Source organism: Lentimicrobium sp. L6 (assembly GCF_013166655.1).
In the GTDB taxonomy this organism is placed as follows: domain Bacteria; phylum Bacteroidota; class Bacteroidia; order Bacteroidales; family UBA12170; genus UBA12170.
The window spans coordinates 1-15408 of record NZ_JABKCA010000097.1 but is presented as its reverse complement, the minus strand read 5'-3'; the positions used below and the strand labels follow the sequence as shown (position 1 = coordinate 15408).

The following is a 15408-nucleotide window of genomic DNA, read 5'->3' as shown; positions in this document are numbered from 1 at the left end:
TCAAAAGGATCACTCCAATTTTCCCCGTTATACATTTGATAATAAATCTGAATGGCAGTAACACTATTACTATTATAATCATAAGATAGGTGTAGATTATTTTCAGAATCACAAACTATATGTGGGCTGGAAACCCGATACTCAGAATTTTGAGAAATATTGATAGCATCTGACCATGTTAAACCATTGTCGTGCGAGTTACTGTAAAATATCTGACTATAGTCTGTATTATAGACGTTTTGCCAAACACAATGTATAACACCTTCATGATCTATACAAAATTCAGGGTCTAAATACCATCCACCTGTTTTTGAAACAAAGGTAGGTGCTGTCCAGTTTTGGGCTTGGCTTTGGAAGCTAAAAAGGAGGATTATTGATAATATAATTAGTTTTTTCATGCGGTTATGTTTTGGGGTTTTAATGCAGCTCAAATATATGAAAAAAATTGTTTGTTTGTTTGTTTGTTTGTTTGTTTGTTTGTTTGTTTGTTTGTTTGTATACTATACAATAATCAAGTATCCATCAATCACTTATACATAATTGACTTCAATTTATCCACAACACAATCACCATGATTTAATTATTAATTTAACCAAACACACTAATCCAATTATTCGACATACCCTTGAAGAAGATATCAATAAATTCCTAGCATTATTAAGAATATTATGATTATGTTTTAGATAATTGCCTTAGAAATCCAAATCAAGGAGGCTGCCATTTTGGAAAGTACATTTTTTTGTGAAATTCCTAAGACAATTTAAAAACGGCGTTCACCAAGATTTTTTTATCTTTGGCGCTGTTTATTATAGAAAAATTAAACTATGACATTATTAAAAGGAAAAACTGCCCTGATTACAGGAGGTAGCCGTGGAATCGGACGCGAAATCGCTTTAAAATTTGCTCAAGAAGGAGCCAATGTGGCTTTCTCTGATTTAGCTGTAGACGAGAATTTCGAGACTCTTGAAAAAGAATTGGCAGATTTAGGCGTTAAAGGCAAAGGATATGCATCTGATGCCAGTTCATTCGATTCTTCAACTGAAATGGTTGATAGTATTCACGCTGAGTTTGGTAGCATCGATATTTTAGTGAATAACGCTGGTATCACACGTGATAACTTATTAATGAGAATGACAGAAGCCGATTGGGATTTAGTGATTAAAGTCAACTTGAAATCTGTTTTCAACTTAACTAAAGCAGTTCAAAAATATATGCTCAAACAACGTTCTGGCTCTATTATCAATATGAGCTCAGTAGTTGGAGTAAGTGGAAATGGTGGACAATCAAATTATTCGGCTTCTAAAGCTGGTTTAATTGGTTTTACTAAATCTATTGCTCAAGAAATTGGTAGCAGAAACATCCGTTGTAATGCCATCGCTCCTGGTTTTATTGAAACTAAAATGACTGAGAAACTTCCAGAAAATGTGAGAACAGACTGGATTAAAACCATTCCATTGCGTAGAGGTGGACAAGCTGAGGATGTTGCAAACGTTGCTACTTTCTTGGGCTCTGACCTTTCTACTTATGTTACTGGGCAGGTCATTAACGTATGTGGAGGTATGAACACCTAAGTCTTTACAAGAAACCGCCAAATACTGCGTTACTCTTGCTTTGAAAACAGTCGTTTACGAAAAGTAAACTCCTTGGTTTTCAAAACTGCGAAAGCCTTGTCTTTGACGCTTTCTTATTAATGACTTTGAAATTTGGAACATCAAACTTGATTTTGTCTGATGTTTTTTTGCTCCCTTTAGGGTTGGGGCAAACAAAAAAACAATATACATAGTGTTACATTTAGATAATTTCATTAAACATAAGTTATTATCTGAACACCTCAATTAATTTTATTGAATGCACATAACATTAGCATCAATAGAAAGAGAAAAAATATTGTATCTTTAGGCCTCTTATGAGGTATGAAATATTTTACATTTTTAGTATTGTGTCTTAAGGATTTAGAGAAATTTAATCCAATAAACATAAATTAAAAGAGTTTGTATTTGATACCCTATAAGAGCCTTAATTTTTTAATGTATCATACAAAGAGAAGCCTTGAACGATTTACCTATTAGTTTTGAACAGCCTTTATGGCTTATCATTCCCATATTATTAGTGGCAATTGCCATTGCTGCGCTATTATACTATCGCAACTCGAGCTTCTCAAAACCATTGAATTATCTACTCTTCTTCTTGAGGTTTTGTGTCATTTTAATTCTGGCCCTCCTCCTACTTAATCCTTATTTCTTTAATGAAACCAAAGATTTACAAAAACCTATTATTGTTGTGGCTTTAGATGAATCGGAATCTATGCTAAATGGGACTGATAGCACAAGTCTAAGTGAATCTATTCAAAGAAATATTGATGAAATCAAGCAAGAGCTTTCAGATACATATGAACTTGATTTTCTTTCCTTTCATCATCAGGTAAACGAACAAATCAATTTTAAATTTGATGGCAAAAGAAGTGATATTGGACAAGTTCTTAAATACACTTCAGAAAAATATTACATGCTTCCTCTTACCGGAATCATTCTGTTAAGTGATGGGCAAAACAATCAAGGCATCAGCCCTTTACATTATGCTGAGAATCAATCAACAGCCATCTACCCCATCATTTTTGGGGATACTGCTAAACAAAAAGATGTCTATATTGATGCCATTTTCCATAATAAAGTCATTCGTCAGAATGCTAAGTTTCCAGTGGATGTGGTGGTACAAGCTGAAGGTTTTTCTGGCGAGAAATTGACAGTGAGAGTTGAAAAGGCTGGACGAGTGCTCCAACAAAAAGAAATCACCTTGAATAGTGATAATTTCAATCAAGAAATACGATTTGAATTAAAAGCAACTGGAAGTGGATTACAATCTTATTCTGTTCGGATTCCAGAATTAGAGAATGAGAACAACATCAAGAATAATCAATCACGTTTCTATATACAGAGTCTCGAAAGCGGAAATAAAATTCTAATTCTTGGCAACAACCCTCATCCAGACTTAGGTGCCTTGGCATCAGCACTACGAAAAGTTGATGGTTATGAGATAGATATTAAAAGTTTAAGTGATTACCCATTCTCCACCAGCGATTATCAGTTAATTGTATTACATGGACTCCCTTCACTCGACCAAAGAAGCAAAAGGATATTTGAGCAAGCTGATTTTAAGAACAAAGCACTTTGGTATATCTGGAGCACTTCTAGTGACATTCCATCGGTGACCAAAAATGATTTCCCGTGGGAGAGCAATCAACAAGTGGCAGGATTTGAATATTCGGAGCTTGCACCAAAAGAAGATTTCTCAAGTTTTAAAATGCCTCAAAACTGGGCTAGAATTTATAAAACCTACCCTCCTCTTTATGTTCCTTTTGTGAAATGGCAAAGTGTGAGCCAAAACGATGTGATTTTCCAGCAAAGTATTAGAGGATTCGAATCGGGAGAAGTATTAATGGGTTTATGGAGCAAAGGACAATTGAAGCGAGCCTTCTTAGCAGGTGAAGGTCTTTGGAAATGGAGAATCTATGATTATCAGTCCACAGGAAGTCATGAGCAGTTCAACAGCCTTATACAAAGAGTTTCTCGCTACCTACTCACAGGAGTTTATGATGACAGATTCAATATTCAATATCAAAGTATTTATAATGAAACTGACCTGATAGAATGGGAAGCACAAGTTTATAATAAGGCCTTCGAAACCATTAATGAAGGAGATGTTTCTCTTCAAATTAAAAACGAATTGGGCGAGGAATATGATTATCTGTTCTCTCCTCAAGAAAATGGTTTTAGCGCCCCCATCGGCTATCTAGCAGCTGGTTCCTATAGTTTTAAAGCTAAGGCCCAATTACCTGATACCACTTTATTGGAGGAGGGTAAATTTATTGTTGATGCCTGGAATATGGAACAAGCCAGAGCAGGTAGTAATATGGAGCTTTTAAAACAAATGGCCGATTTGAGTGGAGGGAGTATTTATTTCCCAGCACAAACCTCTTCATTGCTCGAACAACTTAAAAACAGTCCCGATGCAGCCCAAAGGTATAGCATCACACAAGAAATCATCAATTTCATCGATTTAAAATGGCTGGCCCTCCTCCTTGTTTTATTATTGGGAACCGAGTGGGTTCTTAGAAAGCGATTTGGTTCTTACTAACATCAGGTACTGTCCAACTGACTATACGGGTTTGGTATATCCGCAGATTTACACAAATTCTCACTGATTATACAGGGCAAACTCATACTTTTATTTTTCTTATTTTTTTACTAAAGCTAGCGCGGATTTGGTGCGGTTAAAACACACTCTATAATGCTAATGTTTTAGCACGGAAAACATTTCCGCGCTAGCCTTTTATCTAAGTTCGCTCTGTTTTCTTGTATCTGTAGTTTTAATAATACGTATGAGTCTGCCCTGACTGATTATATACAAAATTAGCAAAGCTGATCATTGTTTCTTACTTCGGTGGAATCTCCAGATTAATTTATCCTTTTCATTAAAAAAAAGGGACAATAAATTCCTTATCTTTGAGAAAAACAGCATTATGGAGGTCATTTGGTTCAAGGCAATAACGGTAATTCTTATTATTTTGGCTGGTGTATTTGGAGGATTATTCCCTTTAAAAAGAGCGCTGAGTAAAAGCGGCCAAGAAAATATGGTGTTTGGAAATGCTTTTGCAGGCGGGATTTTCCTAGGTGCTGGTTTATTGCACATGCTCCCCGATTCCATAGAAAACTTTGGAAATCTAAACTTAAATATTGATTATCCTTTTCCCGCATTAATGGCTGGAGCTGGTTTTATCTTTGTTTTATTTCTCGAAAAAGTATTGGTGAGAGAAGAAAAGCTGGAAACCATTGGTAAAACTACTAATCAATTCCCTACCCTTTTATTTTTAGTATTAGCTATTCATTCCATCATTGCGGGAATGTCGCTGGGCTTAGAAACTAGCTTTGCTTCAGGATTAGTCATCTTTTTTGCTATCATTGCTCATAAAGGCTCAGCTTCTTTTGCTTTGGGAGTGAGTATGGCTCAATCGAATACTCAGAAATCACTATTTATAAAAACCATCCTCTTCTTTTCCATCATGACTCCTATTGGAATCATCATCGGCTCAGTTTTATCGCAAATTGATAGCAGCAGAACAGCTTTATGGTTCGAAGCTATATTTGATGCTTTAGCTGCAGGAACATTTGTTTATATAGCAGTTCTGGATATTATCCATGAGGTTTTTGAAGCACCTAAAAAACGTTGGGGAAAATTTGCTATTCTTATTCTTGGTTTCCTTCTTATGGCTGGAATTGCCATTTGGACATAAATTATTGTCAATTAATTGCTATAACACAAAGTGACACAAAAATCTCTAAGTTCCACAAAGAAAAATAAACAAGGAATTTATAGAATTAAAACACAAAAGCCCCACTCTAAAAGAGCAGGGCTTTAAAATTAACAAAGCTATTAATCAAATGAGGCTAAGCAATTAAGCTTGAACCCCCATGAATTTATTCATATCTTCTTCTACTGAAGAAATACCAGAAATTCCAAAATTCTCCACCAATACATTGGCTACATTTGGAGAAAGGAAAGCTGGTAAGGTTGGGCCTAGGTGGATATCTTTAACACCTAAATAAAGAAGTGCTAATAATACGATAACCGCTTTTTGCTCATACCATGCGATATTATAAACGATAGGCAATTCGTTGATATCGTTTAATTCGAATACTTCTTTCAATTTAAGAGCGATAACAGCTAAAGAATAAGAATCGTTACACTGACCTGCATCTAAAACTCTTGGAATACCACCAATATCACCTAATTGTAATTTATTATATCGGTATTTCGCACAACCTGCAGTTAAAATAACGGTATCTGTTGGTAATTCTTTAGCAAAATCTGTATAATAATCTCTTCCTTTCATACGACCATCACAACCGGCCATTACGAAGAACTTCTTGATAGCACCAGTTTTAACAGCATCAACTACTTTATCAGCTAAAGCCATAACTTGGTTATGAGCGAAACCACCAACAATAGTTCCTGTTTCAATTTCTACTGGAGATTCACATTTTTTAGCATGCTCAATAATAGCGGAGAAATCTTTGTTTCCATTCTCATCAGCTGCGATATGTGTAGCACCTGTTAAACCAGATTGACCTGTAGTATAGATTTTATCAGCGTAAGTTGCAGTTTTTGAAGGAGGTACAATACAGTTAGTGGTGAATAATATAGGACCATTGAATGTAGTGAATTCTTCTTTTTGCTGCCACCAAGCATTACCATAGTTTCCTACAAAATGTGTGTACTTTTTGAATGCTGGATAATAGTGAGCAGGAAGCATTTCACTGTGTGTATAAACATCAACACCAGTTCCTTCTGTTTGCTGCAATAATGTTTCCATGTCTTTCAAGTCATGACCTGAAATTAAGATACCTGGATTTCCTTTAACACCTAAATTTACTTCTGTGATTTCTGGATTACCATAAGTTTCAGTATTAGCTTTATCTAAAAGAGCCATCACATCAACACCAAATTTACCACATTCCAATACCAATCCTACCAACTCATCAGCAGTATGTTCTTCAGTACTTGCAGTCATTGCTTTGTGCATAAAAGCAAAAACCTCATCGTTTACATGACCTAATGCAAAAGCGTGCTCTGCATAAGCAGCCATTCCTTTTAATCCGTAGATTAATAGTTCTTTTAATGAACGAATATCTTCATTAGTCTCTGCTAATACACCTACTTCTAATGCTTTAGCATCAAATTCCGCTTCAGTACCCATCCAAGTAGTGCTTTCGTGAAGGTCTGTTGAAACTGCATTTCCACTCACACTTAACTCAACTTTCACTAATTCACGAACAGCAAAACCTTCTTTGATTTTTGCTATGATAGCTTTCTCATCGAAGTTGGCATTGGTAATGGTTGTAAATAAAGCTTCAAAAACAAATTGGTCAGCTTTGGCTACACTAATATTGTTCAGGCGCCCTAAATTAGAAAGGATAGAAACTCCTTTAGATACGAACATCAATAAATCTTGTAAGTTTGAAACCTCTTCAGTTTTTCCACAAACTCCTTTTATCTCGCAACCTGTTCCCTTGGCTGCTTCTTCACACTGATAACAAAACATGCTCATTTTTCTGTATTTTATATTGTTTACTTATTTTTCTATTTCTGTTCTTTTGAACGCTGCAAATTTAAGTACTACAATACCTATTTATTTGTAACATATGTTACATCCACCCATATTTTTTAATATTTTTGTAAAAAAAACACATCCATGCTCGATTTATTCAGCCAATGCCAGCTTTTTCATAGCTTAACTAATAAGGAAAAAGAAGAGTGCCTACAGGATATCCAAGTTCAGTATAAGAATTACAAAAAAGGGAATCCCATAGTATTTGCTAATGAGGCTGTTATTCAACAATTGATACTGATTGAAGGTGATGTAAAAAGCGAAATGGCCGATTTTAATGGAAAAACTATCAAGATGGCTGATATGAAAGCTCCGAGGTTATTGGCTCCTGGATTTCTTTTTGGACAGGACAGCCTCTACCCTGTTTCTATAGTGGCCAAGACCGATTGTATCATTGCAGCTATAAATAAGGCTCATTTTCTCGAATCACTTCTTAAACACCAACAACTACAAAAAAACTTCCTGAATATCATCTCTAATCAAACCCAGTTCTTAACTCGTAAAATTAACTTCCTCAGTTTTAAAACTATAAAAGGGAAAATTGCTCATTTTTTATTAAAGCAATACACTAAGGCCGGTCATTCTGAAATTATCCTTCCTCAATCACAAAGTCAATTGGCTGAACTTTTTGGAGTTGCCAGACCTTCTCTTAGTAGAGCTTTTAATGAATTAAATCATGATGGTATTATTCAAATGGAAGGAAAGAGAATATTGATTTTGGATGTTCGGGGCTTGAAGGGGTATTTGGATTAACTTGGTTAACTGCTTATAATGAACAGTTAACCGTTTCGTGATTCTATGTGAACCTAAATCTTCTCAAAATACCTGAGCAGAAAAGCTTAATTATTCAAGTGTTTATATCATTCTATGATTTCTTAATTCTATCATTAATAAAGCGTATCTTTGCCAGTTCATAAAATAATACAAGATACATTGGAAAATTTCACAGAATTAGGAGTAAGGAAAGACATAGTTAAGGCATTGACAGAGATGAAGATTGTAAAGCCTTCGGAAATTCAAAGACAAGTCATTCCTGTACTCATTAAAAATACCACCGACTTAGTTGGACAAGCTCAAACAGGAACAGGGAAAACTGCTGCTTTTGGTATTCCATTATTACATAAGATAGACCCTAAAAGAAAAGTTATTCAAGGACTCATTCTATGTCCTACAAGAGAATTAGGGCAGCAAATTGCCAAGCAGATATTTAAGTTTACCAAATATTCCGACAAAATTTTCACCGAAGCTGTATTTGGTGGTCCTCAAATAGAAAAGCAAATATCAGCTTTGAAGCGTCCTACACATATTGTGGTGGCTACTCCTGGTCGTTTGATTGATTTGGTAAAAAGAAAAGCCCTTGACTTAAGTCATGTAAAAACCCTTATTCTCGACGAAGCCGATGAGATGATGAGCATGGGGTTTAAAGATGAATTGGATGAAATCCTAAGCTTTTCAGCCAAAGTGGAGAACAAATGGTTATTCTCTGCTACTATGCCTCACGAGATTAAAAACATTGTGAATACGCACATGTCGGAGACAGCTATTAAAATAGAAGTGAGTGGAAAGAATGTGGTTAATAAGCATATTGAGCACCAATATATTGTATGCGAAGATTTAGAGAAACTGAATGTCCTTATGCGTTTCTTAGGCGAGCAAGGCGATAATAGAGGATTAATCTTCTGTAAAACAAAAGCTGCTACTCAAAAACTAGCACAGCAATTACAAGCTAGAAATGTTCCGGTGGATGCCATTCATGGTGATTTACTTCAAAAGGAAAGAGACAAAGCCATGAGAGCCTTTAAAAACGGAAGTCTAAAAGTTCTTGTAGCAACAGACTTAGCAGCGCGAGGAATTGATGTAGCCAATTTAGCTTATGTCATTCATTATCAAATGCCTGATAAGATAGATTATTATACACATAGAGCTGGAAGAACAGCAAGAGCTGGAAACGAAGGACTTTCCTACTGTATTGTAAACTCTAAAGAATTGAAACAGATTCGTTATATTTCTGAGAAACTTGGTATTACTTTTAATCAGATGCGGTAATCAGCACTGAAGTTAGGTGACAGATTACCGATCAAATGGAAAATATTAAACATTAATTTCTTAGCAAATTTGCTGAATAATATTTTATCGCAATGTACTCAAAATCCATTTTACTTAAAGCAAAAAGTATACTAGAAAATTCAGTCCATAGTACTCCCATCCTAAAGTCTCATTTACTTAATGAACTCATTGGCTGTGAGCTTTTCTTTAAATGCGAAAACTTTCAAAAGGCCGGAGCATTTAAAATGAGAGGTGCCATGCATAAATTACTCAGTCTTTCAATAGAAGAACGAGAAAAAGGAGTAGCAACTCATAGTTCTGGTAATTTTGGTTCTGCTTTGGCATTAAGTGCTCAAATACTTGGAATTCCAGCCACTATCATTATGCCATCTAATGCACCACAGGTGAAGAAAAATGCAGTTGCAGCTTATGGAGCGACCATTATAGAATGCGAGCCCACTTTAGAAGCACGAGAATCAACTACTGCTGCATTCATTGATAAATCAGGGGCTACATCTTGTCACCCATATAATGATTCACAAGTGATCTTAGGGAATTCCACTGCTGCCCAAGAGATTTTTGAGGAGCTTATACCAGATGCCATTATTACTCCCGTTGGAGGAGGTGGTTTAATGAGTGGAACAGCTTTAGCCTGTGAGTTTTTCTCTCCCTCTACCCTAGCTTTTGGCGCAGAGCCAGAAGGTGCTGATGATGCTTTCCGCTCGATAAGGGATGGTATAATCCATCCTTCTATAAATCCTCAAACTATTGCTGATGGACTTCGAACCTCATTGGGAGAGCATACCTTCCCTATAATTCGTGATAAGGTGGAAGAAATATTTCTCGTCAACGATGATGAGATTAAAAGTGCGATGAGATTAATATGGGAAAGGATGAAGATTATTGTGGAACCGTCCTCCGCTATTACCTTTGCTGCTGTTTTAAAGAATAAAGAAATCTTTAAAAATCAAAAAGTGGCTTTAATACTATCTGGTGGAAATGTGGATTTGGAAAAGTTTTTTCAATAGTCCATCTATTTTCCATAAATTTGTCCCAAGTTTCAGGGAATCCTGTGAAAATCAGGAACAGTTCCCGCTGCTGTAAGTCCCAAGTACTTTTTAGTGCTTGATTCACCCACATCCACTATTCTTTATTGAATGGGAAGGAAATGAAGTTGGACGAGTCAGAATACCTGAAATCATAATTCATAATTCAGCTTTCGGGAGAAAAGGCGACGAATAAAGACGATCATTTCCGATTTATTTTTCATTTTATCACCTGGCTATCATAATAATAAAAATATGAAAAAAGCCATTTTTAATTGGAGCGGAGGAAAAGATTCTGCTTTTGTTTTGGGAGAAATACTAAAGAATAAGGAATATGATATTTCTTTTCTGTTGACTTCCATTGCTAAGGAAAATAGAAGAGTGAGTATGCATGGAATTCATGAGAGTCTCATGCTAGAACAAGCCAAAGCTATAGGTTTACCTATCACTTTTCTGGAACTGCCAGAATCACCAGATATGGAAACCTATGAAAAGCACCTGACAAAACTCATGCAAGAGGCCAAATTAAATGGAATTAAGTATTCTATTTTTGGAGATATCTTTTTGGAAGACCTTAGAAAATACAGAGAAAATCAACTCCAAAAAATAGGATTTAATGCCGTTTTTCCTTTATGGAATAGAGATACTAAAACCTTGATTCTTGATTTTATTGAACAAGGTTATAAAACCATGATTTCTGCTGTGGATGCCTCTAAATTATCCAAGGACTTTGTGGGAGAAATCATCACCAAAGAATTAATAAATGAACTTCCTAAAAACGTGGATCCTTGTGGGGAAAATGGTGAATTCCATAGCTTCGTCATTGATGCTCCTTTTTTTAAATTCCCTTTAGAAGTAAAAAAAGAGAAACCAATCCTAAAAAAATACCATAATGATAATCCAGAAATCAGCTCCGAATTTTGGTTTTGTCCCATTTCACTAAAAAACTCATAATGAAAACAAGACTATATATTCTATTAAGCGTCCTATTTTTAGCTGCCTCCTCCTGCAATGAGTCCCTAGAGAAAACTCAAGAAAAATCTACTCGGAATTACAATCCTGAATATGCGAAATTCTTTAGAATAGAATATTTCGAAACCTATAAAAAGGTTGTCATCTTCAATCCTTGGGAAAACGAGAGTTTGAATATGGAGTATTATATTCCTCATTCTGGGGCTAAGAATATAGAGAATTTGGAACATTCTTTTGTCATTAAGGAAATACCTAAAAGAGTAGTAGCTTTATCATCTCCTATGGTAGGAATGATGAATCTATTGCAATTAGATCAACACATAAAAGGAGTTACGGATCCTGAGCTGATTTATAATGAAGAAATTCTGGAAAAAGTAAAATCTGGAGATATCGAAAATGTAGGAAAAGCCATTCAAATCAATATGGAAAAGATGATGGTACTCCAGCCCGATTTAGTGATTGGGAGTGGTTGGGATAAGTTGAATGCCGATTATGAGAAAATGATTCAGCTGAAAATGACTCCCCTATTGATGTATGATTGGAAAGAACAACATCCTCTTGGTAAAGCAGAATGGATGGTATTATTGGCTTCTTTTTTTAATGGGGAGGAGTATGCGATATCAATTTTTGAGGAAATTAAAAATAAGTATAACGAGCAGAAAGAGTCATTAAAGTTCGACAAGCAACCTACAGTTTTTAATGGCTCTGAGTATCAAGGTATTTGGTATTCTGCTGGTGGAAAAAGCTATATGGCTCAATTAATAGCTGATGCATCTGGTCAATATCTAATGAAACAAGATTCATCCAGTGGAAGCTTAATGCTTGACTTTGAAGTATTGATGAGTCAAGCATCAAAGGCAGATATTTGGATGTATACAGGAGCTTTAAGTAAAGATAGATTAGACTTATTTTCCAGTCCTAAATATCAATCGCTGTCTGCTGTGAAAAACCACAGAGTATTTTCCTATCACAAAAGAGTAAACTCGTTTGGAGCCAATGATTATTGGGAAACAGCCAGCTTTAGGCCTGATATAGTTTTGGAAGATTTAAATAAGATTTTCCACTCCTCAGAACCAAAAGGTATGTATTATTTTGAGAAAGTACAGTATTAGTTGATTGAAGTTGGAAGTAAACTGTTGGCCAACTATTAACTATTAGCTGTTAACAATTAACTATCAAATCTAAAGGCTTGTCCAAAATATAATCTGGTTTGCATTTCAGAACCACCTTATCATCTCCATAACCCCAACGTGCATAAGCCGTTTTTAAGCCATGAAAGTTACCTCCCTCAATATCAAACTCCCTATCTCCTAACATGAGAATACTTTCTTCTTCAAAAGGAGGAATTTGGTCTAAAGCATATTGGATCACCTCAATTTTATCGGTTCTAGAACCATCTAAATTTGCCCCAGCTGTAAAATCAAAATAGGATTCTAAATTAAAATGCCTCATCAACTGATCTGCGTACTTTGTGGGTTTTGAAGTGGCAAGAGCCATAAAAACTCCTCTTTCGAATAATCCCTTAATGACTTCCTCAATTCCATCATACAAATGACATTGATAGATTCCTTGTTTAGCATAATAAACGCGATAAAGCCTAACCATTTCCATTGCTTCTTCATCAAATAAATTATACCTATTTTTAAAAGAATGTTGAAGTGGAGGCCCTATAAATGAATCTAGCGATTCAGGATGTTTTTCTTCTTTTCCAAATTCTTGAGCAGCGTATAAAATTGAATTAATTATTCCCTCTTTAGGGTCGATAATGGTGCCGTCTAAATCGAAAAGAACAGCCTGGAAATCATTAATATTTATCATCTTTTTTCAAGTTAATCATATAAATTAAACCCACGGACATGACTGACATATTAGAAAACCTAAATCCTGTAGTATCCTCATTATAAATCTTTTGATAGCCATAAGCAAAACGAGCATCTAGCTGAAAAATTCCAATATCACTTATATATCTAAGTCCGCCTCCAATGATCAATCCAAAATCAGAACCTCTTTCACTTCTAGCATATAAAGCTTCATATTGCGAATGATTTTCAGGCAGTTCACTTGATAATGATTTACCTACTTTGGCAGAAATATAAGTACCAAGGTTGATCATATATTTCATTCTACCAGTTCCAAGATTGATATTTGTTATTAATGGTAATTCAACAAACTGTAATTCAGTGGTTGCCTTTAAGGTATCATCGAAGGTCTCACTCCACTTTCTACTAGAATATAGCAATTCAATCTGAACCCCAACATATTTCTTATTGCTAAAAGTATAAACTAAACCAGCATTATAGCTCATTTCTCCAGACAGATCGGCCACGGCAGGTTGTATTCCGATACTAGAATAGTTTCCACCCACCTTTACCCCAAACCCTTGGTAGTCCAGGAATCGATATTCCTTCTGGGCATGAGCAGAAAAGGCCAATATCAAGAGCATGAAAACGATTATATATTTACTTACTCCTCTCATATACAGCTATTTTTTCCTTCTTATAGTTTAAAGGAATATTATAATAAATGGTATAATTAAAATCCATGACGCCAGAATTATAGTTCTTAGCATATCCAGGAACGTATTGTACAGGTTCTATATTTGTTTTCGATCTATTTATAAATCCCTTTAATCTCATTCCCATGCCTAAATACCAGTTTTTCAACACCTCCACTTTAAAACCAGTAACAAATTCCCACCAATGTGCATATCCAATTTCTGGGCCAAAAGAAGAAATTGAATTCCCCCAATAGCCATTTACCAATAAATACATAGGAACCTCTTGAGTAAATTGTGAATAAGCATAGCGAAGTCCCATATAGAAAATATCTTTATCGTTTTCGGAAACTGGATTCCTTAAGTTATAATCAAATCCAAGCCTAAGATAAGAACCTTGAGATTTATATTTAATTCGTAGGGTTTCTTTTTCATAATAATTATATCCTCCTTCGAGCATCAGGAATAATTTGGGCTTTAAATTATATTCCACACTCAAATCTAAGCCCCTTCTGATTGGAGATATAGCACCTGAGATTATTGTACTAATATCAATACCAATTCGAAGATCATGCTGAAAGTATTCTTTTTCCCTTTTCTCTTTCTCTATCTCTAAAGGCTTATCCTCAGCTACTTTGAAGCGGCTGCTGTCTACCTCCTGTGCACAAAGCTGACCCGCAATTAAGCTAGTCGAGATCAACAACCAAATAAAGATTAACCGCTTCAGTTTCATCTACTGTATTATTATCATTTGTTATTTTAATAATTCTATTGTCGGTAAATTCAGGATCCGCTATTTCATACCTGTTAATAACCCCACATTCTGTAGAACGAAAAACAGAATAAGGATTATATTTGATGTATAGTGTATCAACCGCATCGTTTATCTTAATGACTACCGTAATCTCAGTTAAATCATCAGACAAAGGTATGGATACACTTCCTAAACCTTTTTCATTATCATAAAGAACAGAATCTTCTCTTCCTATAATGTAAAGAGATAAAGAATCTACAGTTGTTGCGACATCAACTGTATCAGATTCCGAATAATAAAAATCTGCATAAAGAAAGTTATTAGCTGGTAAACAGGTCTCATTCTTCACGCATCCAGAATAGAATAAGCTAGCTAAAACTAATAAAAACAAAGGGTATGTGAGTTTCTTTATCATAAATCGCAGCAAAAATACATCATCTAATGGATTTGCCGGCACAATTGGTGCATTTTCTGCTTTCTGGCATGATAAATACTCTTTGTAATGGAATCTCATAGCCACAAACTATACAATTTTGAAAATCTGGTTTATGAATATCTTCCAAAGCCCTGTTTAAACCATTCAATTGATTCTTCTTCTTTTGCAGAGCAGATTCATTAACACTTTTGTTATTGATGGCATCCATTCGACTCACCCTACCTATGGCACAATCAGGCTCAATAGGCTTAGTTAATTCTTTTAGATCTACAATCTGCCTTTGTAAACGATCTATTTTAGAACCTATTTGAATTATTAATTGTTCCTTTTCTTCAGGTGTCATTAGCTTTTATTTGCAAATTTACATTTATATCTTAAAATTTCGAATTTGCTTGTAAACTAAAGAGCCCCTATTGCTCGAATAAAACATTAGGGGTCACGTTATTTTTTATGGGGAGATAAGTTAATGAGAACTGGAATTAGGGAATTGGATAT

At 35.1% G+C, this 15408-nt stretch carries 15 protein-coding genes and 1 riboswitch; of the genes, 8 read left to right on the top strand and 7 right to left on the bottom strand.

Annotation, left to right across the window (positions count from 1 at the left end; genetic code table 11):
* On the bottom strand, nt 1-398 hold a 398-nt coding region (locus tag HNS38_RS18205), incomplete at its 3' end, for a sialidase family protein (protein ID WP_172346855.1).
* A 426-nt stretch (nt 399-824) separates the two neighbouring features.
* On the opposite strand from HNS38_RS18205, the gene fabG reads away from it, so the two are divergent.
* The 3 genes from fabG (at nt 825) to HNS38_RS18190 (ending at nt 5290) form a co-directional block, all read left to right on the top strand.
* A complete protein-coding gene (fabG, locus tag HNS38_RS18200) occupies nt 825-1571 on the top strand; it encodes a 3-oxoacyl-[acyl-carrier-protein] reductase (protein WP_172284191.1) in 747 nt (248 codons plus the stop codon).
* A gap of 478 nt (nt 1572-2049) precedes the next feature.
* Nucleotides 2050-4134, top strand: coding sequence for a hypothetical protein (locus HNS38_RS18195; RefSeq protein WP_172346854.1), 2085 nt, complete (start codon nt 2050-2052; stop codon nt 4132-4134).
* Nucleotides 4135-4519: 385 nt separating this feature from the next.
* On the top strand, nt 4520-5290 hold the full coding sequence (locus HNS38_RS18190) for a ZIP family metal transporter (RefSeq protein ID WP_172284188.1): 771 nt from the start codon (nt 4520-4522) through the stop codon (nt 5288-5290).
* Between the two features lie 162 nt (nt 5291-5452).
* On the opposite strand, the gene hcp is transcribed toward HNS38_RS18190, so the two are convergent.
* Nucleotides 5453-7105, bottom strand: coding sequence for a hydroxylamine reductase (gene hcp / locus HNS38_RS18185; RefSeq protein WP_172284186.1), 1653 nt, complete (start codon nt 7103-7105; stop codon nt 5453-5455).
* Nucleotides 7106-7249: 144 nt separating this feature from the next.
* Between hcp and HNS38_RS18180 the strand changes: the two genes are divergently transcribed.
* The 5 genes from HNS38_RS18180 (at nt 7250) to HNS38_RS18160 (ending at nt 12341) form a co-directional block, all read left to right on the top strand.
* On the top strand, nt 7250-7918 hold the full coding sequence (locus HNS38_RS18180; protein ID WP_172284184.1) for a Crp/Fnr family transcriptional regulator: 669 nt from the start codon (nt 7250-7252) through the stop codon (nt 7916-7918).
* Nucleotides 7919-8098: 180 nt separating this feature from the next.
* On the top strand, nt 8099-9211 hold the full coding sequence (locus HNS38_RS18175; RefSeq protein WP_172284182.1) for a DEAD/DEAH box helicase: 1113 nt from the start codon (nt 8099-8101) through the stop codon (nt 9209-9211).
* Nucleotides 9212-9303: 92 nt separating this feature from the next.
* Nucleotides 9304-10239 carry a threonine/serine dehydratase gene (locus tag HNS38_RS18170; protein WP_172284180.1) on the top strand — a complete coding sequence of 312 codons (936 nt, stop codon included), beginning with the start codon at nt 9304-9306 and terminating at the stop codon, nt 10237-10239.
* A riboswitch (cobalamin riboswitch) is annotated at nt 10231-10426 on the top strand. It overlaps the preceding gene by 9 nt.
* Before the next feature lie 86 nt (nt 10427-10512).
* On the top strand, nt 10513-11211 hold the full coding sequence (locus HNS38_RS18165) for a diphthine--ammonia ligase (protein ID WP_172284178.1): 699 nt from the start codon (nt 10513-10515) through the stop codon (nt 11209-11211).
* Nucleotides 11211-12341: an ABC transporter substrate-binding protein gene (locus tag HNS38_RS18160; protein ID WP_172346853.1), complete on the top strand. Its 1131-nt coding sequence runs from the start codon at nt 11211-11213 to the stop codon at nt 12339-12341. The genes HNS38_RS18165 and HNS38_RS18160 overlap by 1 nt, the downstream gene beginning before the upstream one ends.
* Before the next feature lie 49 nt (nt 12342-12390).
* On the opposite strand, the gene HNS38_RS18155 is transcribed toward HNS38_RS18160, so the two are convergent.
* From HNS38_RS18155 to HNS38_RS18135, 5 genes are read right to left on the bottom strand one after another with little or no spacing between them, the layout of a single operon-like run.
* The gene (locus tag HNS38_RS18155) at nt 12391-13047 is read right to left on the bottom strand and encodes an HAD hydrolase-like protein (RefSeq protein ID WP_172284174.1); all 657 of its coding nucleotides are present in this window, start codon (nt 13045-13047) and stop codon (nt 12391-12393) included.
* The gene (locus HNS38_RS18150; RefSeq protein ID WP_172284172.1) at nt 13034-13705 is read right to left on the bottom strand and encodes a porin family protein; all 672 of its coding nucleotides are present in this window, start codon (nt 13703-13705) and stop codon (nt 13034-13036) included. Before HNS38_RS18150 ends, HNS38_RS18155 begins: the two co-directional genes overlap by 14 nt.
* Nucleotides 13689-14456 carry a DUF6048 family protein gene (locus tag HNS38_RS18145; RefSeq protein WP_172284170.1) on the bottom strand — a complete coding sequence of 256 codons (768 nt, stop codon included), beginning with the start codon at nt 14454-14456 and terminating at the stop codon, nt 13689-13691. Before HNS38_RS18145 ends, HNS38_RS18150 begins: the two co-directional genes overlap by 17 nt.
* Nucleotides 14410-14892 carry a DUF6452 family protein gene (locus tag HNS38_RS18140; RefSeq protein WP_172284168.1) on the bottom strand — a complete coding sequence of 161 codons (483 nt, stop codon included), beginning with the start codon at nt 14890-14892 and terminating at the stop codon, nt 14410-14412. The genes HNS38_RS18145 and HNS38_RS18140 overlap by 47 nt, the downstream gene beginning before the upstream one ends.
* 19 nt (nt 14893-14911) lie before the next feature.
* Nucleotides 14912-15256, bottom strand: coding sequence for a TraR/DksA C4-type zinc finger protein (locus HNS38_RS18135; RefSeq protein ID WP_172284166.1), 345 nt, complete (start codon nt 15254-15256; stop codon nt 14912-14914).
* Nucleotides 15257-15408: the final 152 nt, after the last annotated feature.

Excerpts from the sequence above, each read along its gene's own strand:
- hcp (WP_172284186.1), bottom strand. The coding sequence starts at position 7,105 with ATGAGCATGTTTTGTTATCAGTGTGAAGAAGCAGCCAAGGGAACAGGT.
- HNS38_RS18150 (WP_172284172.1), bottom strand. The coding sequence starts at position 13,705 with ATGAGAGGAGTAAGTAAATATATAATCGTTTTCATGCTCTTGATATTG.
- HNS38_RS18160 (WP_172346853.1), top strand. The coding sequence starts at position 11,211 with ATGAAAACAAGACTATATATTCTATTAAGCGTCCTATTTTTAGCTGCC.
- fabG (WP_172284191.1), top strand. The coding sequence starts at position 825 with ATGACATTATTAAAAGGAAAAACTGCCCTGATTACAGGAGGTAGCCGT.
- HNS38_RS18145 (WP_172284170.1), bottom strand. The coding sequence starts at position 14,456 with ATGAAACTGAAGCGGTTAATCTTTATTTGGTTGTTGATCTCGACTAGC.
- HNS38_RS18170 (WP_172284180.1), top strand. The coding sequence starts at position 9,304 with ATGTACTCAAAATCCATTTTACTTAAAGCAAAAAGTATACTAGAAAAT.
- HNS38_RS18155 (WP_172284174.1), bottom strand. The coding sequence starts at position 13,047 with ATGATAAATATTAATGATTTCCAGGCTGTTCTTTTCGATTTAGACGGC.
- HNS38_RS18180 (WP_172284184.1), top strand. The coding sequence starts at position 7,250 with ATGCTCGATTTATTCAGCCAATGCCAGCTTTTTCATAGCTTAACTAAT.
- HNS38_RS18140 (WP_172284168.1), bottom strand. The coding sequence starts at position 14,892 with ATGATAAAGAAACTCACATACCCTTTGTTTTTATTAGTTTTAGCTAGC.
- HNS38_RS18135 (WP_172284166.1), bottom strand. The coding sequence starts at position 15,256 with ATGACACCTGAAGAAAAGGAACAATTAATAATTCAAATAGGTTCTAAA.
- HNS38_RS18190 (WP_172284188.1), top strand. The coding sequence starts at position 4,520 with ATGGAGGTCATTTGGTTCAAGGCAATAACGGTAATTCTTATTATTTTG.
- HNS38_RS18165 (WP_172284178.1), top strand. The coding sequence starts at position 10,513 with ATGAAAAAAGCCATTTTTAATTGGAGCGGAGGAAAAGATTCTGCTTTT.